Raw genomic sequence first — 23,652 nt, 5'->3', positions numbered from 1 at the left:
GGCTATTTCAGCACCTCAGAGAGGTCTTATTCGCCCCAGTTGGCGGCGGTGCGGCGGCGGCGCATCATCCACAGGCCGATGACGCCGGCCACGCCCATCGCGGCCGCGGCGGCGACGGCGCCGATGAGGCCGGGGCCGGTCACCTGGAGCCCGCCGTCGCCGGAGCCGTCGCCGGGGGCCGCGTCGAGCTCTTCGACGAGCTCGGCGATGCCCCAGTTGGCGTTGGTGTTCCACGACTGGCCGGTCGGGTCGTACCAGGTGTGGACCGAGGTGCGCTCACCGTCGGTACCGTCGTTCACCTGGAGTTCGAGCCCCTGCTCGACGCCGGGTTCGGCGAACTCGGGAGCCAGCGCGATGGCGACCTCGACGCGGTAGCCGGTGTCGGTCAGCGCGGTCGCGCTGGTGATCTCGCCGGAGTCGGGGCCGTTGGCGCCGAGGCTGACGACGTTCTGGTAGTTGACGCGGTACTGGCCGTCGAACTCCCCGTAGCCGCCGGTGCGGGTGTTGCCGGGGTTGAGGAAGACCTCGATCGAGTCCTGCTCCCAGGCGTTCGGGCTGGTGTCGTCGAGGGCGGGGTCGGTGACCTCGAAGAGGGCGTAGAAGGCGTTCTCGTCCCACAGCAGGGACACCTCGGCCTTCGCGCCGTCCTCGCTGCCTTCGATGTGGACGTCGGTGGTGACCGTGGAGGCGGCGTCCCACACGTCGTCGGCCTCGCCGTCGAGGACGGGCGCGCTGTCGGCGCGCGGGACCTGGACGCGGGCGTAGTCGGGTTCCTCGCCGGTCGGGATCTCGGGAAGGACGCTCGGGTCGACGATGCCCCAGTAGGCCCACTTGGACTGGAGCTGGTCGTCGAAGATCAGCGGGCTCTCCAGCGGCCGCGGGGTCTCGCGGGACCGCTGCCAGGTGCGTCCGTCGTGGAGGCCCCAGGCGGTGACGAGGTCGATCTTGTCGGAGTGGTCGCGGAAGACCTCGAACAGGTCGCGGAAGTAGTGGCCTTGCTCGATGAGGCGGGCCTCGTACTCGGGGAAGTCCTCGCCTTCGGCGGGGGCGCCGATGACGACGTCGAGCTCGGTGATCACCTGCATCAGGTCGAGCTGGTCGAACTTGACGATGCTCGCCTCGATCTGGTCGAGGGAGGTGTTGAGGTTGATGTGGGTCTGGTGGCCGACTCCGTCGACCGGGACGCCGTCGGCGAGGAGCCGCTCGACGAGGTTGTACATGTTGTCGCGCTTGCCGGGGTTCTCGGTGTTGTAGTCGTTGATGAACAGCTTGACGTCGGTCGCGCCGACCGCGTCGAACTCGGCGCGGGCGATCTTGAAGGCCTCGTCGATGTAGCCGGGGCCGTCGAAGATCTGGTACCAGCGGCTGTTGCGGTAGACCTCGGCGTTGTTGTCGCTGATGACCTCGTTGACCACGTCCCAGGCCCAGATGCGGTCGCCGTAGCGGTCGGCGACGGCGCCGATGTGGGCTTCCATCCGGTCGATCATGATCTGGCGGTCTTCATCGGAGTTGCCGATCGGCTCTCCGGCGTTCGGGTGGCCTTCGGGGTACTGGAACCACCAGTCGGGGGTCTGGCTGTGCCAGACCAGGACGTGGCCCCAGACGCGCATGTCGTTGGCTTCGGCGTACTCGACGAGCTGGTCGGCCTCGGTCCAGGTGAAGGTGCCCTCGGTGGGCTGGATGGACTCGGGCTTCATCTGGTTCTCGGCGGTGATGGAGTTGAAGTGCTTGTTCAGCAGCTGCGCCGAGGGGTCGACGATGTCGCGGCCGTCGATGGCCGCGCCGACCCGGAAGTGGTCGGCGAGCACGTCTTTGAGGGAGGGGATGTCCTCTTCGATGCCGGGCGGGGTGACCTCGGTGATGACGACGTCGTCGATGAGGTAGGAGGCGTCGACGGTCGGGGATTCGACGTAGAGGGTCAGCGCGTCGGCGGACGAGGCGATGCTGTAGTCGCCGCTGATCTCGGTCCAGTCCGCGGCGGTGACCGGGCCGGCGACCCTGTCGTAGGCGGTGTCCTCGCCGGCGGCTTCGCGCTGGACGGTGACGATGAGTTCGTCGGTGCCGTTGCCGTCGGCGGTACGGCCGTTGAGCGAGATCTCGTAGGTGCCGCCGGGGGCGATGTAGTCGGTGATGTCGAGGGCGGGTCCGTTCCATTCCGATTCGCGGTCGGTGGTCAGCAGCGCGCCGTCTTCAGCCGAGAGGGTCACCGGGCCGCGGGGGGTCCAGTCGCCGACGGTGCCGTCTTCGAAGTCGGCGGTGTAGACCGGTGTCGGGTCCTGAGCGGAGGCCGATGGAGCGAATGCGAGCGCCGTTGCGGGCAGCAGCAGCGCCCCGGCTCCGAGCGCGGCGGCACGCCGCAGTCGGGAGTGAGGTCGATGATTCATGTTCTTCAGCTCCGGAGCAATGGAGGGATTCGAAGTCCCGAAAGTTTCGGAATTTGTCTGAAACTTTCGGCGAGGGTTCCGTCATGCTACGAGAGATATAGAGGCGTGTCAACACTGGGGTCGCCGCTCAGCGGCCCTCGCGGGCCCGGATCGCGAGCGTCTGGTCTCACTTAACGAAACTGTCACGCAGAAGGACTACGCTCGTTTCATGGCAGCCCCACACCACGACTCCGCGGGCGTCACCGAGGGTCCACGCCTCCGCGACCGCCATGGCCGCGTCGCGACCGATCTGAGGGTCTCGCTGACCGACCGCTGCAATCTGCGCTGCACCTACTGCATGCCGGAGGCCGGCCTGCCGTGGCTGCCGAAGCCGGAGATGCTCAGCGACGACGAAGTGGTCCGCCTGGTCGGCATCGCCGTCACGCGCCTGGGGGTACGCGAGGTCCGCTTCACCGGCGGCGAGCCGCTGCTGCGGCCCGGACTGCCGGACATCGTCACCGCCGTCGCGCGCCTCGAGCCGCGCCCGGAGATCTCCTTGACCACCAACGCGATCGGGCTCGACCGGCTTGCCGAGACGCTGGTGGAGGCCGGGCTCGACCGCGTCAACATCTCCCTCGACACCCTCGACCGCGAGCGCTTCGAGGCCCTCGCCAAGCGGGACCGGCTCGAACAGACCCTCCACGGCATCAAGGTGGCCGCCTCCACCGGGCTCGCCCCGGTCAAGCTCAACACCGTCCTCATGCGCGGTGTCAACGACGACGAGGCCCCCGCGCTGCTGCGCTACGCGCTGGCGCACGACTACCAGCTGCGGTTCATCGAGCAGATGCCGCTCGACGCCGGGGGCACCTGGCGGCGCGACCAGATGGTCACCGCCGAGGAGATCCTCGCTTCGCTGCGGGACGAGTTCGACCTCGAGCCGGACCCGGCCCACCGCGGCTCGGCTCCGGCCGAGACGTGGCTGGTCGACGGCGGCCCGGCCAAGGTCGGCGTCATCGGATCGGTGACCCGGCCCTTCTGCGGCGACTGCGACCGCACGCGCCTGACCGCCGACGGACAGGTCCGCAACTGCCTGTTCGCGCGCGAGGAGACCGACCTGCGGGAGCTGGCCCGCTCCGGCGCCGCCGACGAGGAGATCGCCGAGCGCTGGTGCGAGGCGATGTGGGGCAAGAAACCCGGCCACGGCATCGACGACCCGTCGTTCCTGCAGCCGACCCGGCCGATGTCGGCGATCGGAGGCTGAGGTGCGGGTGAGGGTCCGGTACTTCGCCGGCGCGAAGGCCGCCGCAGGCCGCGCCGAGGAATCGGCGCCGGCCTCGAGCGTGGCCGAGCTCAAGACGCTCTTGAGCGCTCGGCACGGCCACGACCTCGAACGGGTGCTCAAGGTCGCCACACTGCTGGTCGACGGCCGGGGCGTAGGCGACGACGCCGTGCTCGCCGAAGGCGTCACGGTCGAAGTGCTGCCGCCGTTCGCCGGCGGCTGATCCAATATCCTATAGGATATTTCCTATAGGGAGCGTGGATCGGTGGCGACACTCCGGGGAGCCGCCTTGGCGCTGCGGATTCCAATTTGCGAGGATGCAGAGGTGCGCCGACCTGACGAACGATCGAAACCACAGGTGGCGTCCCCGCTGTTCGAACTGTCCGAGGACATGCGGACCACCGGTGAACGGCGCCGCCGGGCGGGCCGTTCGCACCCGAGGTTCGCGCGCGAGGCCGTCCCGATGCCGGAGCCGGCGCTGACCACGCGAACCCCCGAACCCTGGCAGGACTCCGCTCCCCTGCTCACCGGCATGGACGAAGTGGGCGCCGGACTGCTCGACTCGCTCGACGCTATGCAGCGCGTGGCCGCCTCGGCGGGGCCCGGGCCGCTGCTCATCAACGCCGCCCCCGGCACCGGCAAGACCCACCTGCTCATCCGCCGCGTCGCCTACATGGTCCGCGAACTGGGCATTCCGGCCGCGCAGTGCCTCGTCGTCGCCGCCTCCCGGGCCGGCGCCGGGCGCATCCGGCGCGAGCTCGCCACGCTCCTCGACGGTGAGGCCGAGCAGATCACCGTCGCCGAGTTCGCCGACTTCGCCGCCCAGAACGCGAAGGACGCCGAGGATCGACGCCTGGCCCCCACCCTGGGGCACCTGTTCATCGACGACCTGCCTCGCATGCCCATGCGGCTCTACCGGCAGCTGATGGACCACCGCGGCCCCGAAGCCGACGTGACCGCCACCGGCGACCCCGACTCGGCGCTGTGCGCGGGCGACCCCGCCGCGTTCACCGCGTTCGTCGACCAGTTCTCTCAAGCCCACGTCGTGCGGCTGTCGCGCAACCACCGCAGCCCCGCGGCCGTGCTCGTGGCGGCCTCGCAGGTGATCGAGCCGATCAGCCGCGTCCCCGGCCGCCTGACCCAGCCGCAGCGGCCGGCCCTGGAGGGCTCGGGCATCGGGCGGTGCTACGCGATCGACGATGACGACGAGAAGCGCTTCATCGACCGGCTCACCGAATATCTGGCCGAACTGGGCGTCGCCCCGGACGAGCTCGCGGTCATCGGACCCGAGGGCACATCGGTGAGCGAAGCGGCCGACGGCGAGTACCGCGTGGTCTGCCTGACCGGGATGACCGCCGAGGCCTGGCCGAACACCGCCGCCGCCCGACGCGAGCTGTACGTGGCCCTGAGCCGCACCCGCGATCTGGCCTATGTGAGCCACACCGGCCCCGGATCGCCGCTGCTGGCCGATGTGGACCAGGGCCTGTTCAGTCCATTCGGGATGGTTCCGGTGGCGCATTCGGGGCCCGAGCAGCCGCGCCTGCTCTGAACTCGCGGCACGGTCACCACTCGGAGTTCCCGCGCGAGCACCCACCGATAGGCCACAATAGGTCGCATAGCAGTCGTCTATGACCTGGGAGGCCCGATGGAGCACACCGAAGAGGACACTGTGCCTCTGCACCGGCCCGATGCTCCAGGTTGGTCGCCGTTCGCGCCGCCGGGCGCGAACCGAGAGCACAGTGCGCCGCCGGCGAACCAAGGGCAGAGCTCGCCGCCCGATCCGGACCAAGGGCGGCGTGCGAGCCCCGGGGACACCGGTCGGCCCGAGACTCCGGCGAGCCCGGAGGCGGTGCCGGGCCAGAGTTTCGCGCACGCTCCGGAAGCAGGCCCTCCGCGATCGGGCGAGTGGCCCCGCCCGCCGTCGGCGCCCGCGCCGCACCGGCCTTCGGACGCTCCCGTGCCGGCCTTCCCCGACCACCCCGGCGCGCTCGAACGCGTCGGCGTCACCGCCGACGACTTCGCCAGCCGCCGCGTCGTCCCGCCTCGCGGACCGGTCGCCGAGACCGGGCTGCGCGGGACGATCCACCGGCTCTCGTTCGGCCTCATCGCCCTGCCTCCCAGCGCCCGCGAGCGCGCCTACCAGAACAACATCGAGACCGTGCGCCGCAACTTCGGGGGCCTGCGCCAGATCACCGTGGTCAACCCCAAGGGCGGGGCGGGCAAGACCGTCGCGGTGCTCATGCTCGCACTCACCTTCGGGCGCCACCGGGGCGGCTACGTGCTGGCCTGGGACAACAACGAGACGCAGGGCACGCTGGGGATGCGGGCCCAGCAGGACTTCCATGTCCGCACGGTCCGGGACCTGCTGCGCGACCTGGACCATTTCAAGGGCCCCACCGGGAGGGTCGGCGATCTGTCGCAGTACGTGCGTGCCCAGGGCGGCGCGATGTTCGACGTGCTGGCCTCGGACGAGTCGGCCACGGCCGGCGAGATGCTCACCGCGCACGCCTTCGGTGATCTGCGCGAGGCCGTCTCGCGGTTCTACAAGCTCATCGTCGTCGATACCGGGAACAATGTGCGGGCGGCGAACTGGCAGGCGGCGATCGACGCGACCGATCAGCTCGTGGTGACGATGTCGGCCCGCAACGACTCGGCCGAGACGGCCGCCCGGATGCTGGACCATCTGGAGCAGACCGGGCGCAGGGAGCTGGTGCGGGGCGCGGTCTCGGTGGTGTCGATGCCGGCGCACCGCAAGGACGTGGACCTGCCGGCGGTGCAGCGGCACTTCGCGGCGCGCACGCGGGCGGTGCTGCTGGCCCCGTACGAGAAGCTGCTGGATTCGGGGGAGCCGATCCGCTATGACGCGTTGAGCAAGGCCTCGCTGGCCGCTTGGCTGAGGATCGGGTCGGCGGTGGCCGAGGGGCTGTGAGGCGGCCGGGGTGCCGCGGTCGCGTCAGAGCAGGCCGGTGAGGCCCGCGACGGCGTCTTCGAGTCGGCGGTCGTCTTCGTCGGCGTGGCCGACCACGTAGGCGCCCTGGATGAACACCAGGACGGTGCGAGCCAGGCGCCGGGGGTCGCGGGGCGGGGTCTCGCCGCGGTCGGCCGCGCGTGCCAGGATCGCGGTCAGGTCGCGTTCGAGTTCCGACCACGCTTCTTGGACGCGTCTCATGGTCGCGGGGTCGTCGGCCAGTTCCACGGCCGCGCGGACGATGAAGCCGCCTTCTTTGCTGTGCCTGGCCACGACTTCGAGGATGTCGCCGATGACGCGCGGCGCGCCGACCGGTTCGGCGCCGTCGCCGTCGATGGCTCCTCGGGCTATCGAGCGCATCTCCGGTTCGGTGTCCTCGCGATATCGGGCGAGTGCGGTTATGTACAGCTGGTGTTTGGACCCGAAGGCGGAGTAGAGTCCGGCCCGGTTCATTCCCGTGGCCGCCACGAGGTCCGACATGGAAGTGGCCGCGAAGCCGCGTTCGAGGAACGTACGGGTCGCCGCGCGGAGGACTCTGTCCAAATCGGCATTCTTATTTCTGCTCACATTTGCACCGTATCGACACCCGGTGCTACCGGTCAATAACGGGATGCCCGATTTGACTCCGTGGCGTGAGTGAACGGATCCACTCAACGCGCCACCTCCTTGACACCCCGTAGCGTCGCCCTAGAGAATGAACGCAAACTCAACAGGCGTCCAGTGGGGGAAGTCCGGTCGGAAGCCGGCGCTGACCCGCAGCGGTAGTCGCGGTTCGAACTCGAACACCACCCGAGCCAGTAACCTCTCAGCAACAGGTTCGGTCCACCCGCGTGAGCCCGAATGCCCACCGGGCGCCAGTGTCCATCGTCAACGCCTGTCGCGGTCTGCAGGCGCTTGCGGCGCCGCCGCCTGCCCGAGACCTCGCCCGCGCTTCAGAAAGGTCAGGCAATGCGCCACTCGCCGCTGGGCCAACGCTCAGCACGCAGCAACCGCCCCGGTCGGCTGCGGTACCTCGCCGCCGCCGCGGTCCTCCCCCTCGTCGCCATCGCCTCCGCCTCTCCGGCGCACGCTCAGGACGAGCCGTTCTCCAATCCTTCCGAAGCCGCCGCCGGCTGGCTCGCCTCCCAGGCCGAAGGGCCCTCCTGGAGCGCCGGCGACGTCTCCAGCACCCTGGACGTCCTCATCGGTCTCATGGCCGCCCGCGTGGGCGGCGAGAAGGTCCAGACCAGTCTCGAATGGCTCAACGAGCCCGACGTCCTGAACGCCTACGTCTACCCGCCCGGCGACGAGTCCGAAGACCCGCAGCTCAACGCCGGAGGCGCCGGGAAGGTCATGTACGTCGTCGCCACCGCCGGCGGCGACCCCGCCGACTTCGGCGGCGTCAAACTCGCCGACGCGGTCACCGACAGCCAGCGCGACGACGGCCACTTCGGCGACGGCACTCCGTTCGCGACCGCGTGGGCGGTGCTGGGACTCTCGCGCTCGGGACAGCCCGCGAACGAGGAGGCCGCAGCGGCGCTGACCGCCGCGCAGTGCCCCGACGGCGGCTACAGCTTCGCCGACGCCGACGGCGGCGACGACTGCGCCAGCGACCCGGACACGACCGGTGTGGTGGCCTCGGCGCTGCAGACGATGGACGGCGACGACGCCGAAGCGGCCCACGATGCGGCCATCGCCTGGCTGGAGTCCGCTCAGGGCGAGAACGGCGGCTTCGACGCCGGTTTCGGCCCGAACGCGAACTCGACCGCGTACGCGGCGCAGGCGCTGCTGGGCGCCGAGCGCGCCGAGTCCGCCGAGCGGGCGACGGCGTTCCTGATCGGTCTCCAGGTCGGCTGCGGCGAGGAGGCGGCCGGCGCGATCCGCGCGACCGACCCCGAGGACGAGGAGTACGGCGAGATGATGCGGCTCTCGGCCACCGCGCAGGCGCTCATTCCCCTGTCGGGACAGAACCTGGCCGAGCTCGACGCCTCGGAGTCGGACGCCGATCTTCCGGTCGTCCAGTGCGAGGCGGTCTCCGGCGGCGAGACCACCGGGGCCGACGGCGGCGAAGACGGCGCAGCGTCCGATGAGGGCTCGGGTTCGCTCGTGCCGTGGCTCGTCGGCGGCGCGGCGGTCGTGCTGGCCGCGATCGTGCTGTACGTGCTGGCGCGAGTCCGCCGCGGCGCCTCGACCGGGGACAAGGAAGCGGAGTGACCCCAGGCGTGGCCGCCCGCGCCGGCGCCCTCGCCGTGATCGGCGCGGCGCTGGTGTGGGCCTCGCCCGCGACCGCGCAAGAGGGCTCCTGCCGGGGGGTCACCGTGGTGGTCGACTTCGGGGAGGCCGGACCCGAGTCGTCGGCGGACTCGGAGCCGGCCGTCGGATGCGCCGAGGACCCGTCGAACGGCATCGAGGCGCTGACGCAGGCCGGTTTCACCGTCACCGAGGTGATCAGCTTCCCCGGCGCGGTGTGCCGGATCGACGGCTTCCCCGACGACGAGTGCGGTCTCATGCCGCCGGCCGACCGGTCATGGTCGTACTGGCGCGCCGTCGACGGCGAGTGGACGTACTCGAACGTCGGGGCGGGCACGGCCGACCCGGACGACGGCGACGTCGAAGGCTGGGTCTTCGGCGGCGGCTCCCAGCCGCCGGGCGTGGCCCCGGCCTCGGCCCGTGCAGCCGAATCGGCGCCGGCCGATACGGCGGAGTCCTCGAACGGGTCGCCGACGTGGGTCATCGCGGTGGTGCTCCTGTCGGTGATCGCGGGCCTGGTGATCTGGCGGCTGCGACGCGGCCGCGCGACATGAGCGGCGCGCACCCGGTCGCGTGGTGGGGTTGGGCGCTGCTGCTGGCCACGGCGGCCAGCCGCACCTCGAACCCGTGGCTGCTGCTGCTCATCGTGGCCGTCTCGGGGCTGGTGGTCGCCTGGTGCCGGGGCGATGAGCCGTGGTCGGGCGCCTACCGGGTCTTCCTCTTGATCGGGGCGACGGCCATCGCGGTGCGGATGCTGTTCTACATCGTCTTCGGCGGCGCCGAAGGGACGACCGTGCTGGTGACGCTGCCGCAGGTCCGGCTCCCGGACTGGGCGGCGGGGTTCCGGCTCGGCGGCGCGGTCACCGCCGAGGGCGCGCTCGCGGCCGTCTTTGACGGGCTGCGGTTGGCGACGCTACTGGTCTGCGTGGGCGCGGCGAACGCCTTGGCCAGTCCGCGGCGGCTGCTGCGCTCGATGCCCGCGGCGTTGTACGAGGTGAGCGTGGCCGTGGTGGTGGCGTTGTCGGTCGCACCGCAGCTGGTCTCGAGCGTGGCGCGGATCCGCCGGGCCAGGGCGCTGCGCGGCAACACCAGACGGAACCCGGCGAACGTGATGCGGACGGTGGTGGTGCCGGTGCTGCACGACGCGCTCGACCGGTCGCTGGCGTTGGCCGCGGCGATGGCCTCGCGCGGTTACGGCCGGGCCGCCGATATTCCGGCGCCGGCCCGCCACGCGACGTCGGCGTTCCTGCTGACCGGGCTGCTGGGCCTGTGCGCGGGTGCGTACGCGCTGCTGGGTTCGGCGACGCCGGGCACGGTGGCGTGGGGCCTGCTGGCCGCCGGCGCCGCCGCCGCGGTGCTCGGCATCGCGTTCGCCTCGAAGCGGGTGCCGCACACCCGCTACCGGACCGACCGGTTCGGCCGCCGGGACTGGGCGATCGTCGCCTCGGGCTGCGCGGCGGTGGTCGGGACCGTGGTCAGCGCGAACGTCGAACCGGCGGCGGTCTGGCCGCCCACGAGCCTGCTCGCGGTCCCTCCGCTGCCGCTGTTCGCCGCCTGCGGGGTGCTCGTCGCCTCCGCGCCGGCGCTCCTGGCCCCGACCGCCTCGACCGAGGGAGGCACGGCGTGATCCGATTCGACGAGGTGACCTTCCGGTACGCCGAGCGACCGGTCCTCGACGAGGTCTCGTTCGACATTCCCGAAGGCGAGTTCTGCCTGCTGGTGGGGACCACCGGCGCCGGCAAGTCGACGCTGCTGCGGGCGGTCAACGGCCTGGTCCCGCACTTCACCGGCGGGACGATGACCGGGCGGATCACCGTCGCGGGCCGCAGCGTGAAGGACGCGACCCCGGCGGACCTGGCGGACGTGGTCGGGTACGTGGCCCAGGACCCGTTGGCGGGCTTCGTGACCGACGACGTCGAACTCGAACTGGCCTACACCGCCGAGCAGCTCGGCCTGCCGCAGGCGACGATGCGCAAGCGGGTCACCGAGATCGTCGACCTGCTGGGCCTGGCCGACGTCCGCGGCAGGACGCTCGCGAACCTGTCGTCGGGTCAGCGCCAGCGCGTCGCGATCGGCGCGGCGCTGGTCGCCGGGCCCTCGGCCCTGGTGCTGGACGAGCCGACCTCGGCACTGGACCCCGGCGCGGCCGACGAGGTGCTGTCGGCGCTGCACCGGCTGGTCCACGACCTGGGGGTGACGGTGCTGCTGGCCGAGCACCGGCTCGAGCGCGTGGTGCAGTACGCCGATTCGGCGCTGCTGCTGCGCGAGGGCCGGGTGCGGGCCGGTTCCACCGGGGAGGTGCTGGCCGCGTCGCCGGTGGCGCCGCCGGTGGTCGGTCTCGGCGAGCTGGCCGGCTGGCCGGGTCCGCCGGTGACGATCCGGCAGGCGCGCCGGGTGGCGGCGCCGCTGCGCGCGACGCTGGCTGATCTGGCGCCGCCGGTGCGGGAGGGGCATCGATCCGAGGCGCCGCTGCTGCGGGCCCGGGGCGTCACGGTGGACTATCCGGGGGTGCGGGCGGTCGACGGCGTCGATTTGGGAGCCGGTCGCGGTGAGCGCATCGCGCTGATGGGCCGCAACGGTTCGGGCAAGTCGAGTCTGCTGTGGGCGCTGCAGGGCACGGGGCGGCGTTCGGGCGGGGCGGTCGCCATCGAGCGGACCGATCCGGGCGGCCTGAAACCGGCGCGGCGCCGGACGCTGGCCGGTCTGGTGCCGTCCGAGCCGGCCGACCTGCTGTACGCGGAGACGGTCGCGGGCGAATGCGAGGCGGCCGACTCCGAAGGCGGGGCCCCGGCCGGGACGTGCCGGAAGATCCTGGCGGACCTGGTGGAGGGCGTCGACGGCGAGGCGCATCCGAGGGACCTGTCGGAGGGGCAGCGCCTGGCGCTGGCGTTGGCGGTGACGTTGACGGCCGCGCCGCCGCTGCTGCTGCTCGACGAACCGACCAGGGGCTTGGACTATCCCGGCAAGGAGGCGTTGGCCGACCGGCTCCGTCGGCTGGCCGACGCGGGGCACTGCGTGATGGTCGCTACGCACGATGTGGAGTTCGTGGCGGCCTTCGCCACGCGCGTGGTGCTGCTGTCGGACGGCCAGGTGGTGGCCGACGGGCCGGCGAGGACGATCGTCTCGGCCTCGCCGATGTTCGCTCCGCAGGTGGAGAAGATCCTTCCGGGGTGGCTGACGGTCGACGAGGTGGCCGAGGCGTTGGGCCGGTCCGATGGCGACGCCGAGTAGTCCGCGCCCGGTCCTTCGCTGGAAGGGGGCGCTGGCGGTCGCGCTCGCGGCGGTGTTCGGGCTGGTGGCGATGTCGTGGCCCCTGCTGGCCTCCCCCGGCGGCGCGTTGACCGAGACGACCTCGGGTCCGTGGCTGTTCGCGCTGCTGCTGCCGGTGGTGACGGCGGTGGTGCTGGTGCAGCTCTCGGACGGCGGTTTGGACGCGCGGGCGGTGGCGATGCTGGGGGTGCTGTCGGCGGTGGTGGCGGCGGTGCGGCCGTTCGGTGCGGGGGCCGCGGGCGTGGAGACGGTGTTCTTTCTGATCGTGCTGGCCGGCCGGGTGTTCGGGCCCGCGTTCGGTTTCATCCTCGGCAATACGGGCCTGTTCGCCTCGGCGCTGCTGACCGGCGGGGTCGGTCCGTGGATGCCGTATCAGATGTTCGCGGCGGCGTTCGTGGGTCTGGGCGCGGGGCTGCTGCCGGGGCCGAATCCGCCGACGACGGGGCGGGGCCGGGCCGGTGAGCTGGCGGCGCTGGTCGGCTACTCGGTCGTCGCGTCGCTGGTGTTCGGGTTGCTGCTCAATATGTCGTTCTGGCCGTTCGCGATCACCGAGGGGCACTTGGCGTACGTCCCCGGTGGTGGGCTCGGCGAGAACGCGTCGCGGCTGGTGGCGTATTCGGTGGCGACGTCGCTGGGGTGGGACTTGGGGCGGGCGGTCACCACCGCGGTGCTCATTCTGCTGGTCGGACCGGTGCTGCTGAAGGTCTTGCGGCGGACGGCGCGTCGGGCCCGGTGGTATTGAGCGGTCGGCGACGACCGCCCTGGGACCGCTTCCACCCGGCCATCGGCACATCGATCCGAGCCGATATGATCCGCGTAGCCAACACTTCGATAGGAGTCGATGTATGCGACGCGTTCTGATCGCGGCCGCCGCGGTGGCGGCCCTCGCGGCCGCCGGTTGCGGCGGCGAGGAGGAACCCGAGGCCCCCGACACCGAGGCGACCGAAGCCGGCCAGGCCGACGCCGCCGAGCAGTGGGAATCGGCCGGCGAACTCGACAACATGCCTCCGGAGGCCACCGCGGACCTCGAGCCGCCCATCGCCCCCGAGGCGATCACGACGGCCTTCGCCGACGCGGGCCTGTCCGACGGGGAGTCGACCGACCTGGGCGTCGAGGACGAGAACTGCGACCTGACCGACTGCGTCCGGGCCTTCAACACCGGCGACGTCAAGGTGATGATCTACATGTCCGAGGAGATGGCCGAGGCCGCCGCCACCGAGATCGGCGACACCTACTTCAGCGGACCGGTCGTCCTCCACTACGCGGCGAACGACACCCCGATCGAGGACAAGGAAGGCTACGAGACCGCGCTCAAGGAAGTCCTGGCCCAGTAGCGCCCAGAAGACCCAAGCGGTGTCGGTCCCGCGCTCTAGCGTGGGAGCATGATCGACCGACGCCAGGCGCTGCGCTTCCGAGTCCACGCACAGCAGCTGGACCGGGAGCGCGGCTCTTTTGAAGGCACCTCGGTGCTCGACATCGGCGTCCAGGACACCGGCCCCGACGGGTCCGCATGGGCCCTGGCCGTTCGCGGGGTCGACACCGCATCGCTCACCGACGAGGCGCGGGTGCTGCTGTGGACCGTCCGAGGCGCGCCCCACCTGTACCGCCGCGAGGACGTCGGTCAGATCGCCGCGGCACTCGAACCGTACTCGGACGCCGACGCGGGCAAACGCATCTTCGACGCCTCCAAACCGCTCAAGGCCGCCGGGATCGGCAACCTCGAGGCCCTCGACGCGGTAGCCGAGCAGATGCGCCGCATCGTGGCCGGGCCCATGGCCAAAGGCGAGGTCTCGAGCAGGCTCACCTCGGCCTTGCCCGAGCCCTACCGGCGGTTCTGCAGACCGTGCGACACCATCCACCTCTACGAGCAGCCGTTCCGGCTCTCGGCCCTCCGCGCCGGCCTGGAACTGGAGCCGGGCACCTCGCCGCCGGTCATGCGGCCCATCCCGCACTTCACCGTCGCCGAAGCGGTCGACGACCGGTTCGACCTCGTGCGCGCCTACCTGCGGCTGCTCGGCCCGACCACGGTCAAGCAGGTCGCCGAGTACATCGACGCCCCGGTGAAGGACGTCAAGGCCCGCTGGCCCGAAGACGCCGCCGAAGTCGACATCGACGGTGAACGGCGCTGGATCCTCGCCGAGGACGAGGAGGGGCTGCGGTCGGCCGAGGCGGACGGCACTCGACTGCTGGGACCGTACGACCTGTTCCTGCAGGCCCGCGACCGGTCGACCCTCGCGCCCGAGCGGGCCCGGGCCAAGGAGCTGTGGCCGGTGCTCGGCCGCCCCGGCGCGGTCCTGGTCGACGGCGACCTGGTCGGCACCTGGCGGCCGCGGAAGTCCGGCAAGAAACTGACGGTCGCCGTCCGGCCGTGGAGGAACTTCCCCGCCGCGACCCGCAGGGCCGTCACCGAGCAGGCCGAACGGCTCGCCGACTTCCGCTCGGCGACGCTGTCCGGAGTCGACTTCGACGCCTGAGCACCGATCCCGACGCTACGAGACGAGGGCGCCCGCTCCCAGGAGCGCCTTGAGGTCGGCCGACAGTTCGACCGACGGGCGCACCCGCCAGTCGTCGCCCAGCGCCAGCATCGTCGTCTTCGGGCCGTTGGCCAGCTTGACCCGCACCTGCGCCTCGCCTCGGTGGGTGCGGAAGGTGTCCGAGAGCTTCTGGATCAGATCCTGGTTGACCATGGCGGCCCGCAGAGCCAAGGTGATGGGCGCCGAGTTCGCCTCCGGGCCGCTGGAGGTGTCGAGCACGGCCAGGTCCTGGGCGATGAGCTGCGCGGTGCCGTCGCGGCGGTCGAGTTTGCCCTTGACGCAGCAGATCAGGTCGTCGGCCAGGGAGTCGGAGACCAGCTCGTAGGTGTTGGGGAAGAACCGCACCTCGATCGAGCCGGCCAGGTCCTCCATCGTGGCCGAGGCCCAGAGCTTGCCCTGCTTGGTGACGCGCTTGGCGACGTTCTGCAGGATCCCGGCGACCTTGACCCCGGCCCCGTCGGCGATCTCGTCCCCGTGGAGGGCCGCGATCGGACGGTCGGCGTTGGACGACAGCAGCCGCTCGAAGCCGTTGAGCGGGTGGTCGGAGACGTAGAGGCCGAGCATCTCCCGCTCGAAGGCGAGCTTGTCGCGCCGGTCCCACTCCTCCTCGGAGATCGTCAGGTCGATCCCGAGCGTGTCGGTCGCCTCGGCCATCCCGCCGAAGAGGTCGAACTGGCCGCGGGCCTCCTCCTTCTTGATCGACACCATCGCGTCGATGGCCTTCTCGTGGACCTCGGCCAGGCCCCGCCGCGAGTGCCCGAGCGAGTCGAACGCTCCGGCCTTGATCAGCGATTCGACGGTGCGCTTGTTGCAGACCTGGGCGGGCACCTTCTGCAGGAAGTCCTTGAAGTCGGTGAAGGCGCCCTTCGCTTCGCGGGCCTCGATGACGCCTTCCACGACGTTCGCGCCGACGTTGCGCACGGCCCCCATGCCGAAACGGATGTCCTCGCCGACCGGGTGGAACACGTGGCGGGAGTCGTTGACGTCCGGGGGCATGACCGTGATGCCCATCTTGCGGCACTCCGACAGGTAGGCGGCGGCCTTGTCCTTCGAGTCGCCGACGCTGGTGAGCAGCGCGGCCATGTACTCGGCCGGGTAGTTGGCCTTGAGGTAGGCCGTCCAGTACGCGATCAGTCCATAGCCGGCGGCGTGCGACTTGTTGAACGCGTAGCCGGCGAAGGGGAGCATGATGTCCCACAGGGTCTTGATGGCCTCCTTGCCGAAGCCGTTGGACTGCATGCCCGCCTCGAAGTCGGCGTACATCTTCTCCAGGACGTCGACCTTCTTCTTGCCCATGGCCTTGCGGAGCACGTCCGCTTGTCCCATGGTGAATCCGGCGACCTTCTGGGCGATCTTCATGATCTGCTCTTGGTAGACGATGAGGCCGTACGTCTCGGCCAGGATCTCCTCGAGCGGTTCGGCCAACTCGGGGTGGATCGGGGTGATCTGCTGGCGGCCGTTCTTGCGGTCGGCGTAGTTGTTGTGGGAGTTCGCCTCCATCGGGCCGGGCCGGTACAGCGCGAGGACGGCCACGATGTCGTTGAAGCCGGTCGGCTTCATGCGCTTGAGCAGTTCGCGCATGGCCGCGCCGTCGAGCTGGAACACGCCGAGGGTGTCGCCGCGCGCCAGCAGTTCATAGGCATTGGGGTCGTCCACCGACAGGTTGTCCAGATCGATGTCGACGCCCTTGTTGGCCTTGATCGCCTCGAGAGCGTCGCCGATGACGGTGAGGTTGCGCAGGCCCAGGAAGTCCATCTTCAGCAGGCCGATGTCCTCACAAGAGGGGTAGTCCCATCCGGTGATGACCGATCCGTCGGGCCTGGCCCACATGGGGATGCAGTCGACCAGCGGTTCTGAGGACAGGATGACCGCGCAGGCGTGGACGCCGGCGTTGCGGATCAGGCCCTCCAGGCCGAGCGCGGTGTCGAAGATCTGGCGGACCTCGCCGTCGTTCTCGATCAGCCCGCGCACTTCGGCGGCCTCGGCGTGCCGCGGGTGCTCGGGGTCGGTGATGCCCGCCAGCGGAATGTCCTTGGCGGCCACCGGCGGCGGCAGCGCCTTGGTGATGCGCTCGGCGATCGAGAAGCCCGGCTGCCCGTGGTGGACGCGGGCGGCGTCCTTCAGAGCCGCCTTGGTCTTGATGGTGCCGAAGGTGATGACCTGGGCGACGAACTCCTTGCCGTACTTCTCGGTGGCGTAAGTGATCATCTCGCCGCGGCGACGGTCGTCGAAGTCGATGTCGATGTCGGGCATCGAGACGCGCTCGGGGTTGAGGAAGCGCTCGAACAGCAGGCCGTGCTCGATCGGGTCGATGTTGGTGATCTTGAGCGCGTAGGCCACGAGCGAACCGGCGGCCGAGCCGCGGCCGGGGCCGACGTAGATGCCGATCGAGCGGGCGTGGGAGATGAGGTCGGCGACGACCAGGAAGTAGGAGGGGTACCCGGCGTTGATGATGACGTCGAGTTCGAGCCCGGCCCGCTCGGCGTACTCGCCGGGGACCTCGCCGTTGAAGCGCTCCTTCAGGCCGACTTCCACTTCGTGGCGCAGCCAGGAGGCCTGGTCGTGGCCCTCGGGGACCTCGATGGTCGGCATCCGGTCCTGGGCGGTGAAGATCTCGTCGTAAGGCTCGACCTGCTCGGCCACCAGGAGCGTGTTCTCGCAGCCCTGCTGCCACAGCTCGTCGCTGCGGACGGCGTACATCTGGTCGGCCGAGCGCAGGAAGTAGCCGTCGCCGTCGAACTTGAACCGCTTCGGATCGTCCAGGGTGGAACCGGACTGGACGCACAGGAGCGCGGCGTGGGTGTCCTTCTGCTCCTCGGTGACGAAGTGGGAGTCGTTGGTCACCAGCGGCGGCAGCCCCATCTTCCGTCCGAGCTCGTACAGCTCGTCGCGGACGCGCTGCTCGACGGCGTTGCCGTGGTCCATCAGCTCGAGGTAGTAGTTCTCGGCGCCGAAGATGTCGCGGTAGTCGGCGGCGGCCTTGTAGGCCTCCTCGGTCTGTCCGAGCCGCAACCGGGTCTGGACCTCGCCCGAGGGGCAGCCGGTGGTCGCGACGATGCCGTCGGCGTGCTGGGAGATGAGCTCCTTGTCCATGCGGGGCTTGTAGTAGTAGCCCTCGAAGGAGGCGACGCTCGAGAGCCGGAAGAGGTTGCGGAGTCCTGAGGAGTTCTTGGCGACCATCGTCATGTGGGTGTACGAGCCCGCGCCGGAGAGGTCGTCGCCGCGCTGGCTCGGCTCCCCCCAGAAGACCGGCTTCTTGTGGAACCGGTCGTGCGGAGCGAGGTAGGCCTCGATGCCGAGGATCGGCTTGACACCGGAGCCCTTGGCCTGCTGATAGAAGGCGTAGCCGCCGTACATGTTGCCGTGGTCGGTCATGGCGATGGCGGGTTGGCCGAGCCGTTCGGCCTCGGTGAACAGGGGCCCCAGCTTGGCCGCCCCGTCGAGCATCGAGTATTCGGTGTGCACGTGTAGGTGGACGAACTGCTTCGACACGAGATGCTCCCTTTTCATGGCGAAGCCTGCGAGCCCGACCGGACTCGGCGCTTCGCACTATTCAACACCCGACCGCCGACACCGCTCCGCTACGACGGCGCCGGCCCGATTCCGATCCCCTAGCCTAGTCCCCTCCGAGTCCGGAACGCGGGCGCTCAGGGCCCGAAATGGCGTCACCTCCGGCGCTGGTCAGAGCCGTGCGTGCATCCGAGACCCGTTCGGGTGCAACGGCTCGCAGACTCCTGGCGATGTTGGATCCGGCGATGCGCCGTTCCGGTCGGCGACCGGAACGGCCGGAGTCGTCCACAGGCCGCGGCAGGTTATCCACAGGCCGGAAATTCATCCTTGTCACGGGCGGGCATCGAGCGCACGCTAGTGCCATGCACATGACAAAGACACCAATCAGCCTCAAAGGCCCCAGCGACATCCTCACCACCGTTCCGCTGCTGCTGGGTTTCAAGCCCCAGCACAGCCTGGTCGTTGTCGGACTCGTCCGACAGGAGATCCTCTGCACCTTCCGCGTCGACCTGCCAGGTTCGGCAGACCATCTCGAGCACCTGGTCGATGTCACCGGTCAGTTGTGCCGCAACGAATACGATGCGTGCATCGTCATCGCCTTCGGCGAGCGCGAGGTGGCCGAGGCCTCGCTCGATCGGGCGTGCCTGCGGTTCGAGGCGGCCGGCATCAAGCTGGTCAACCGCCTGCGGGTCACCGACGGTCGCTGGTTCAACGACCAGTGTTCCCAGGGCTGCTGTCCGGACGAGGGCACCGAGGTGCCGGAGTCGTCCCCGGCGTCCTGCGAAGTGGCGGTCGCGGGCGGGTACGCGTTCGGTGACCGCTCGGAGGTGACGGCACTGCTCGATCCGGTCGAGGACGACCGCCGGGCGGCGGTGGCGAAGGCGGTGGAGGCCTCGCTTGCCGCCGATGCCGACAGCGAGTGGGCCGAGCAGCGCGGGCGCGACCTGCACGCGGTGAACCACTGGATGGGGACCAGCCGCCTGCCGGGGCCGGACGACATCGCCACGCTCGGCCTGGCGCTCGGCGATGCCGAGGTTCGCGACTACGCGCTCCGGCAGATCAATTCGGGCCGCTTCCCCGGCAACTGCACCGACCTGTGGATATGGCTGAGCCGCCACCTCGACGACGATCTCGCGGCGCCGGCGGCGACGGTCGCGGGATTCGCGGCGTATCGGTGCGGCAACGGCGTTCTCGCCCTCGAGGCCCTGGAGCGCGCTTTGCGGTCGCAGCCGAACTACCGATTGGCCCAGATGCTGTTGGCGGCCTTGCAAGCCGGGATACCGCCGGGATCACTGTCCCGAATCGGTCGCGGGGGCACGGGAGGCCTCGCCGATGGCTAGGCTGAGGGTATGGGAGACACCCCGAGTGGCCTGGCCGCGCTCTTCCTCGTCGGCGGGCGGGCCCGCCGCCTGGCCGGCGCCCCTAAGAGCGAACTGGTGGTCGGCGGCAGGACGATCCTCGAGCGGATGCTCGCCGCCTGCGACGGAGCCGCGAAACGGATCGTGGTGGGCCGTCGGCCGCCGGATGCCGCTCCGCTGCCCGAAGGGGTGGAGTGGGTGGTGGAGGACCCGCCCGGGTCGGGGCCCGCCCGAGCGGTCGCGGCGGGGCTGCAGCGGGTGCCCGCCGAAATCGGCCGCGTGGTGATCCTGCCGGGGGACCTGCCGTTCCTGTGCGCCGGCGCGATCAAGATGCTGCGCCGGGCGGCCGAGGAGACGGGGCCCGAGGGCGGCGCGATGTTCTGCGACGGCGCCGGCAGGCGGCAGTGGCTGTGCGGAGTGTGGCCCACCGCGGCGGTGCGCGCCAACGCCGAGGCCGCCGGTCCCGGCGAGCCGGCCCGGCACCTGTTCACCGGCATCAAGGTCAAGACGGTGGAGTGGGACTACTCGGGTCCGCCTCCGTGGTTCGACTGCGACACACCGGAGGACCTGGAGCAGGCCCGCCAGTGGGCCGCCGCGCAGTGAGCCGGCGGCGACCGCGCCGGGGCGGGGCGGGCCGGTCAGGCCAGCCCGTACTCGGCGGTGAGGACGCCGGTGCGCCACACGGCCAGGACGACCAGGAGGGCGAGGATCGCCGCGAAGCCGATCCAGTGCAGGTAGCGCTGTGTTCGGGGCGTGAGGGACAGGACCGCTCCGGTCAGGAGGCCGCCCACCAGGCCGCCGAGGTGGCCGGTGATGCTGATCGACGGCACGATGAACGTCAGCGCCAAGTTCAAGCCCAGCAGGACGAACAGACCGGTGTTGTCGCGGCTCAGCCTCCGGTTGACCACGATCAGGGCGCCGAAGAGGCCGTAGATGGCGCCGGAGGCGCCCGCCGACCAGATCTCCGGAGAGGCGAAGAGGTAGGTCGCGACGCTGCCGGTCAGGCCCGAGAGGAGGTACACCGCCAGGAATCGCAGCGATCCGAGGTCGCGTTCGAGCACCCGCCCGAGGATCCACAGCACCACCATGTTGAACAGCAGGTGGATGGCCCCGTAGTGCATGAACATCGAGGTCAGCAGCCGGTATTCGCCGCCCGCCGCCACCGTCGGCAGGAGGTAGAGGTTGCCGAGCAGCTCCACCTGGGCGTGCGCGGGACGCGCGTACTCGGCCAGCGCGAGGTGGAGCTGGGTCATGGAACCGCCGATGGCGCCCATGCCGCCGATGAGGAGCGTCAGGACGAACATGGCCACGTTGAGCGCGATCATGGCCTTGGTGACCGCGCCTGATGCGCCGGCGGTGCCGCCGCCGAACGCCGAGCGCGGCGCTCGCATGGAGCGCCGCCCCTCGGCGACGCAGTTCGGGCATTGGAACCCGACCGGGGCGTCGATGCGGCAGTCGGCGCAGATCGGCCGGTCGCAGCGTACGCACCGCAGATAGGTTTGGCGGTTCCGGTGGCGATAGCAGACCGGGGGCGACTGCTCCGCGCTCATCTACTTCTCGATGCTCACACTGTTGATGACGATGTCGTTGGCGGGACGGTCCATCGGTCCGGTCGGGGTCTTGGCGATCTGGTCGACCACGGCCTTGGACTCTTCGTCGGCGACGACGCCGAAGATGGTGTGGCGGCCGTTGAGGTGCGGCGTCGGCGAGACGGTGATGAAGAACTGCGAGCCGTTGGTGCCGGGGCCCGCGTTGGCCATCGCCAGCAGGTACGGCTGGCCGAAGTGCAGGTCCGGGTGGAATTCGTCGGCGAACTGGTAGCCGGGGCCTCCGCGGCCGGTGCCGGTGGGGTCGCCGGTCTGGATCATGAAGCCGTCGATGACCCGGTGGAAGATGACACCGTCGTAGTACGGGCCCGAGCCGGGGCGACCGGTCTCGGGGTCGGTGTACTCCTTGGTGCCCTCGGCGAGCCCGACGAAGTTCGCGACCGTCTTGGGCGCGTGGTTGTCGAGCAGGTCGATGCGGATGTCGCCGACGTTGGTCTGCAGAGTCGCCTTTGTCATGCCGTCCATGGTGCCAGACCCGGCAGGTTGCTCCAACTTTCTCCCCCGTTTCCCTCGACGGGCGTCACAACGCAGTGCAACATGAGACTTACGGATACTTAGAGGAGGCAATCACGATGGGTTTCAGCCGAAGTTCCGCGACTCCGGTCCGAGAGGTCAGGGACAACCTGAGCCAGGGGATGTCCTACATCAGGAATGCCGGTGCGGCGGCCGCGCGGGGCACCCGCGACGCCGCGACGCCGCGGGTCTACGCCGTGCTCGAGCGGACCGGGATCAGGAAGCAGCGCTCCGCCAGGTGGCCTTGGGTGGCGGGGGCCATCGGCGCCGGCGTCGCCGTCGGTAGTGCGCTCGCGTATCTGCTGTACCGCCAGCGCACCGAGACGATCGGCGAGTCGCTGCTCGCCGACGAGCTGCTGGACGACTCCCAGGAGTCTGAGAGACGCGGGCAGCCGCAGATCACCGACGAGCAGATCAATGAGGAGCTGGTCGAGCGAGCGTCGCGCTGAGCGTCCGCATTCGGCTCGGGGCGACGGAGAGGGTTCGACCGGTGGCGAGCATGCCGTCGGGACCGTTCCGGTCGCCGGCCCACAAGTGAACGAATCCGATCAGGCCGGGCCCTGTCGGGCGAAGCGCCCGGCGGGGCCCGCCCGTTCGCCGCGCGATGGCGGGGAAATTGAACGCCGGACCGGTGTCTCGCCCCGGGGGGGAGTGGGCGAGTCCACCGGTCCGGCGCCAATGGGGGCGGGATTGCGGTCCTTCCGCGCGGCCGCTCCGGGAACGGAGACCGCCGCGGTTCACGACTCCGATTCTGGCGTCCGACCGGCCGGATGTGAAGGGTTTATCCGTGGCGGTTATACGCCATGTCGCATAACCGCCATCCAATGTCGACAAGGAGTGCCGATGCGGCTACGTTCCGTGCCGTTCAGGCGCGGCTGGCCTCGACGGCCTTCGCGAGCCGGCGCACGCCCTCGTCGATCTGGTCGGCCGCGACGGCCGAGTAGGCCAGGCGCAGGCAGCTCTCGCCGCCGTCGACGACGAAGTCGGTGCCCTTGACGACCTGGACTCCCTGGTCGGCGGCCGCGGCGGCGACCTTGGCGCAGTCGACGCCCTCGCCGAGGTCGACCCAGAGGAAGTAGCCGCCGTCGGGGACGACGAACTCGGCGTTCGGCAGGTGCGCGCGCAGGCTCGCCGAGAGCTGGTCGACGCGCGCTTCGAGCGCGGCCTTGACCGTCGCGATCGAGCGGTCCAGCGCCCCTGAGGCGGCGAACTGGTGGATCGTGGCCTGCGCGAACATGTTCGGCGCGATGTAGGTGTTGGTGGCGGCCCCCGCGATCCGAGCGATGAGGTCGGCCGGTCCGACCAGGTAGCCGGTGCGCAGGCCCGGGCAGACGGTCTTGGAGAACGAGGAGGCGTAGACCACCCGGCCGCTCGAGTCCTCGGAGAGCATCGTCGGGAACTGCTCGCCGCGGAAGCGGATGTCCAGGTACGGGTCGTCCTCGAAGATCGTGAACTCGTACTCGTCGGCCAGTTCGAGCAGCCGGCGGCGCTTCTCGCCCGAGAGGGTGACGCCCGCGGGGTTCTGGAAGTTCGGGATGATGTGGGCCAGCGTCGGCCTGACCCCGCTCTTGAGGATGCCTTCGAGCTCGTCGACGTCGAGGCCGTCGGCCTGCACCGTGACCGGGTGGAGCCGCCCGCGCCGGTTGCGCAGGCCCAGCAGGGTCCGGTCGTAGGTGGGACGCTCGACGATCACCGGCGAGTCCGGCTCGACCAGCTCGTCGAACAGGAAGGCGTCGGCCTGCATCGACCCGTTGGTGATGAGCACCTGCTCGACGGGGACGTCGTGCTTGGCGGCGATCCACTCGCGCAGCGGCGGGTAGCCGACGGCGGTGCCGTAGCCGGTGACCCGCGCCGGGTCGGCGTCGAGCGCGGCCGCCGCGGCGGCCTTGAGACCTTCGGTGTCGACGATGTCGAGCGACGGAGCGCCCCTGGAGAATGAGATGACGTCGGTGTTCGGCATGCCATCAGCGTATGCGGGTGACCGGCGCATCGTCGAGCGGCTTCCTCGCGGGAGGAGGCCC

19 protein-coding genes, 1 pseudogene and 1 riboswitch are annotated in these 23,652 nt (G+C 70.6%); of the genes and pseudogenes, 14 read left to right on the top strand and 6 right to left on the bottom strand.

All coding sequences use genetic code 11. The annotated features are described in order from the left end of the window. Positions 1-26 precede the first annotated feature (26 nt). Entirely contained in the window at positions 27-2,384 is a 2,358-nt protein-coding gene (locus ACYVL2_RS08250) for an endo-1,4-beta-xylanase (RefSeq protein WP_460542091.1), read from the bottom strand. Positions 2,385-2,592: 208 nt separating this feature from the next. On the opposite strand from ACYVL2_RS08250, the gene moaA reads away from it, so the two are divergent. The 4 genes and pseudogenes from moaA to ACYVL2_RS08230 form a co-directional block, all read left to right on the top strand. Next, positions 2,593-3,624 (top strand): GTP 3',8-cyclase MoaA, encoded by a 1,032-nt coding sequence (moaA, locus tag ACYVL2_RS08245; protein WP_460542089.1) that lies wholly within the window; start codon positions 2,593-2,595, stop codon positions 3,622-3,624. Position 3,625: 1 nt separating this feature from the next. Next, positions 3,626-3,865, top strand: a complete 240-nt coding sequence (locus tag ACYVL2_RS08240) for a MoaD/ThiS family protein (protein ID WP_460542087.1) — start codon at positions 3,626-3,628, stop codon at positions 3,863-3,865. A gap of 102 nt (positions 3,866-3,967) precedes the next feature. After that, complete coding sequence (locus tag ACYVL2_RS08235) at positions 3,968-5,191, top strand: UvrD-helicase domain-containing protein (RefSeq protein WP_460542085.1); 1,224 nt, start codon at positions 3,968-3,970, stop codon at positions 5,189-5,191. Positions 5,192-5,302: 111 nt separating this feature from the next. Continuing rightward, positions 5,303-6,571 (top strand): annotated as a pseudogene (locus tag ACYVL2_RS08230) (MinD/ParA family ATP-binding protein); the annotation flags it as partial. A 24-nt stretch (positions 6,572-6,595) separates the two neighbouring features. Here the strand turns inward: ACYVL2_RS08230 and ACYVL2_RS08225 are convergent. Beyond that, complete coding sequence (locus tag ACYVL2_RS08225; protein WP_460542083.1) at positions 6,596-7,153, bottom strand: TetR/AcrR family transcriptional regulator; 558 nt, start codon at positions 7,151-7,153, stop codon at positions 6,596-6,598. A 158-nt stretch (positions 7,154-7,311) separates the two neighbouring features. After that, positions 7,312-7,476, top strand: a riboswitch (cobalamin riboswitch). A gap of 82 nt (positions 7,477-7,558) precedes the next feature. Here ACYVL2_RS08225 and ACYVL2_RS08220 point away from each other — a divergent pair. The 7 genes from ACYVL2_RS08220 (at position 7,559) to ACYVL2_RS08190 (ending at position 14,583) form a co-directional block, all read left to right on the top strand. Continuing rightward, positions 7,559-8,803 (top strand): prenyltransferase/squalene oxidase repeat-containing protein, encoded by a 1,245-nt coding sequence (locus ACYVL2_RS08220; protein ID WP_460542081.1) that lies wholly within the window; start codon positions 7,559-7,561, stop codon positions 8,801-8,803. Continuing rightward, positions 8,800-9,393 (top strand): hypothetical protein, encoded by a 594-nt coding sequence (locus ACYVL2_RS08215; RefSeq protein ID WP_460542079.1) that lies wholly within the window; start codon positions 8,800-8,802, stop codon positions 9,391-9,393. Before ACYVL2_RS08220 ends, ACYVL2_RS08215 begins: the two co-directional genes overlap by 4 nt. Further along, on the top strand, positions 9,390-10,466 hold the full coding sequence (locus ACYVL2_RS08210; RefSeq protein ID WP_460542077.1) for a CbiQ family ECF transporter T component: 1,077 nt from the start codon (positions 9,390-9,392) through the stop codon (positions 10,464-10,466). Before ACYVL2_RS08215 ends, ACYVL2_RS08210 begins: the two co-directional genes overlap by 4 nt. Next, complete coding sequence (locus ACYVL2_RS08205; protein ID WP_460542075.1) at positions 10,463-12,070, top strand: ABC transporter ATP-binding protein; 1,608 nt, start codon at positions 10,463-10,465, stop codon at positions 12,068-12,070. Before ACYVL2_RS08210 ends, ACYVL2_RS08205 begins: the two co-directional genes overlap by 4 nt. After that, entirely contained in the window at positions 12,054-12,851 is a 798-nt protein-coding gene (locus tag ACYVL2_RS08200) for an ECF transporter S component (protein WP_460542073.1), read from the top strand. The genes ACYVL2_RS08205 and ACYVL2_RS08200 overlap by 17 nt, the downstream gene beginning before the upstream one ends. A gap of 103 nt (positions 12,852-12,954) precedes the next feature. After that, positions 12,955-13,443 carry a hypothetical protein gene (locus ACYVL2_RS08195; RefSeq protein WP_460542071.1) on the top strand — a complete coding sequence of 163 codons (489 nt, stop codon included), beginning with the start codon at positions 12,955-12,957 and terminating at the stop codon, positions 13,441-13,443. Positions 13,444-13,491: 48 nt separating this feature from the next. Further along, positions 13,492-14,583, top strand: coding sequence for a winged helix DNA-binding domain-containing protein (locus tag ACYVL2_RS08190; protein ID WP_460542069.1), 1,092 nt, complete (start codon positions 13,492-13,494; stop codon positions 14,581-14,583). 15 nt (positions 14,584-14,598) lie between these two features. On the opposite strand, the gene dnaE is transcribed toward ACYVL2_RS08190, so the two are convergent. Beyond that, complete coding sequence (gene dnaE / locus ACYVL2_RS08185) at positions 14,599-18,153, bottom strand: DNA polymerase III subunit alpha (RefSeq protein WP_460542067.1); 3,555 nt, start codon at positions 18,151-18,153, stop codon at positions 14,599-14,601. 362 nt (positions 18,154-18,515) lie between these two features. Here dnaE and ACYVL2_RS08180 point away from each other — a divergent pair, with 362 nt between their 5' ends. Next, complete coding sequence (locus ACYVL2_RS08180; RefSeq protein WP_460542065.1) at positions 18,516-19,493, top strand: DUF4192 domain-containing protein; 978 nt, start codon at positions 18,516-18,518, stop codon at positions 19,491-19,493. A 9-nt stretch (positions 19,494-19,502) separates the two neighbouring features. After that, positions 19,503-20,114 carry a molybdenum cofactor guanylyltransferase gene (gene mobA, locus ACYVL2_RS08175; RefSeq protein ID WP_460542063.1) on the top strand — a complete coding sequence of 204 codons (612 nt, stop codon included), beginning with the start codon at positions 19,503-19,505 and terminating at the stop codon, positions 20,112-20,114. Positions 20,115-20,149: 35 nt separating this feature from the next. Here mobA and ACYVL2_RS08170 read toward each other — a convergent pair whose 3' ends face one another. Together ACYVL2_RS08170 and ACYVL2_RS08165 are read right to left on the bottom strand one after the other, a co-directional pair. After that, positions 20,150-21,061, bottom strand: coding sequence for a rhomboid family intramembrane serine protease (locus ACYVL2_RS08170; RefSeq protein WP_460542061.1), 912 nt, complete (start codon positions 21,059-21,061; stop codon positions 20,150-20,152). After that, positions 21,062-21,574 carry a peptidylprolyl isomerase gene (locus ACYVL2_RS08165; protein WP_460542059.1) on the bottom strand — a complete coding sequence of 171 codons (513 nt, stop codon included), beginning with the start codon at positions 21,572-21,574 and terminating at the stop codon, positions 21,062-21,064. It abuts the gene before it with no gap. Positions 21,575-21,690: 116 nt separating this feature from the next. On the opposite strand from ACYVL2_RS08165, the gene ACYVL2_RS08160 reads away from it, so the two are divergent. Next, positions 21,691-22,080 carry a hypothetical protein gene (locus ACYVL2_RS08160; RefSeq protein ID WP_460542057.1) on the top strand — a complete coding sequence of 130 codons (390 nt, stop codon included), beginning with the start codon at positions 21,691-21,693 and terminating at the stop codon, positions 22,078-22,080. Between the two features lie 416 nt (positions 22,081-22,496). Here ACYVL2_RS08160 and ACYVL2_RS08155 read toward each other — a convergent pair whose 3' ends face one another. Continuing rightward, positions 22,497-23,591: an aminotransferase-like domain-containing protein gene (locus ACYVL2_RS08155; RefSeq protein ID WP_460542055.1), complete on the bottom strand. Its 1,095-nt coding sequence runs from the start codon at positions 23,589-23,591 to the stop codon at positions 22,497-22,499. Between the last annotated feature and the right edge of the window lie 61 nt (positions 23,592-23,652).

Source organism: Glycomyces halotolerans, assembly GCF_054779575.1.
Note: the sequence above shows the minus strand (reverse complement) of the source record. Positions and strands in the feature narration are given on the sequence as shown.

What these genes read in the sequence shown, in the direction of transcription:
- ACYVL2_RS08200 (WP_460542073.1), top strand. Translation starts at nt 12,054, where the DNA reads ATGGCGACGCCGAGTAGTCCGCGCCCGGTCCTTCGCTGGAAGGGGGCG.
- ACYVL2_RS08190 (WP_460542069.1), top strand. Translation starts at nt 13,492, where the DNA reads ATGATCGACCGACGCCAGGCGCTGCGCTTCCGAGTCCACGCACAGCAG.
- ACYVL2_RS08160 (WP_460542057.1), top strand. Translation starts at nt 21,691, where the DNA reads ATGGGTTTCAGCCGAAGTTCCGCGACTCCGGTCCGAGAGGTCAGGGAC.
- ACYVL2_RS08220 (WP_460542081.1), top strand. Translation starts at nt 7,559, where the DNA reads ATGCGCCACTCGCCGCTGGGCCAACGCTCAGCACGCAGCAACCGCCCC.
- ACYVL2_RS08180 (WP_460542065.1), top strand. Translation starts at nt 18,516, where the DNA reads ATGCACATGACAAAGACACCAATCAGCCTCAAAGGCCCCAGCGACATC.
- ACYVL2_RS08170 (WP_460542061.1), bottom strand. Translation starts at nt 21,061, where the DNA reads ATGAGCGCGGAGCAGTCGCCCCCGGTCTGCTATCGCCACCGGAACCGC.
- ACYVL2_RS08250 (WP_460542091.1), bottom strand. Translation starts at nt 2,384, where the DNA reads ATGAATCATCGACCTCACTCCCGACTGCGGCGTGCCGCCGCGCTCGGA.
- ACYVL2_RS08165 (WP_460542059.1), bottom strand. Translation starts at nt 21,574, where the DNA reads ATGACAAAGGCGACTCTGCAGACCAACGTCGGCGACATCCGCATCGAC.
- dnaE (WP_460542067.1), bottom strand. Translation starts at nt 18,153, where the DNA reads ATGAAAAGGGAGCATCTCGTGTCGAAGCAGTTCGTCCACCTACACGTG.
- mobA (WP_460542063.1), top strand. Translation starts at nt 19,503, where the DNA reads ATGGGAGACACCCCGAGTGGCCTGGCCGCGCTCTTCCTCGTCGGCGGG.
- ACYVL2_RS08195 (WP_460542071.1), top strand. Translation starts at nt 12,955, where the DNA reads ATGCGACGCGTTCTGATCGCGGCCGCCGCGGTGGCGGCCCTCGCGGCC.
- ACYVL2_RS08210 (WP_460542077.1), top strand. Translation starts at nt 9,390, where the DNA reads ATGAGCGGCGCGCACCCGGTCGCGTGGTGGGGTTGGGCGCTGCTGCTG.
- ACYVL2_RS08155 (WP_460542055.1), bottom strand. Translation starts at nt 23,591, where the DNA reads ATGCCGAACACCGACGTCATCTCATTCTCCAGGGGCGCTCCGTCGCTC.
- moaA (WP_460542089.1), top strand. Translation starts at nt 2,593, where the DNA reads ATGGCAGCCCCACACCACGACTCCGCGGGCGTCACCGAGGGTCCACGC.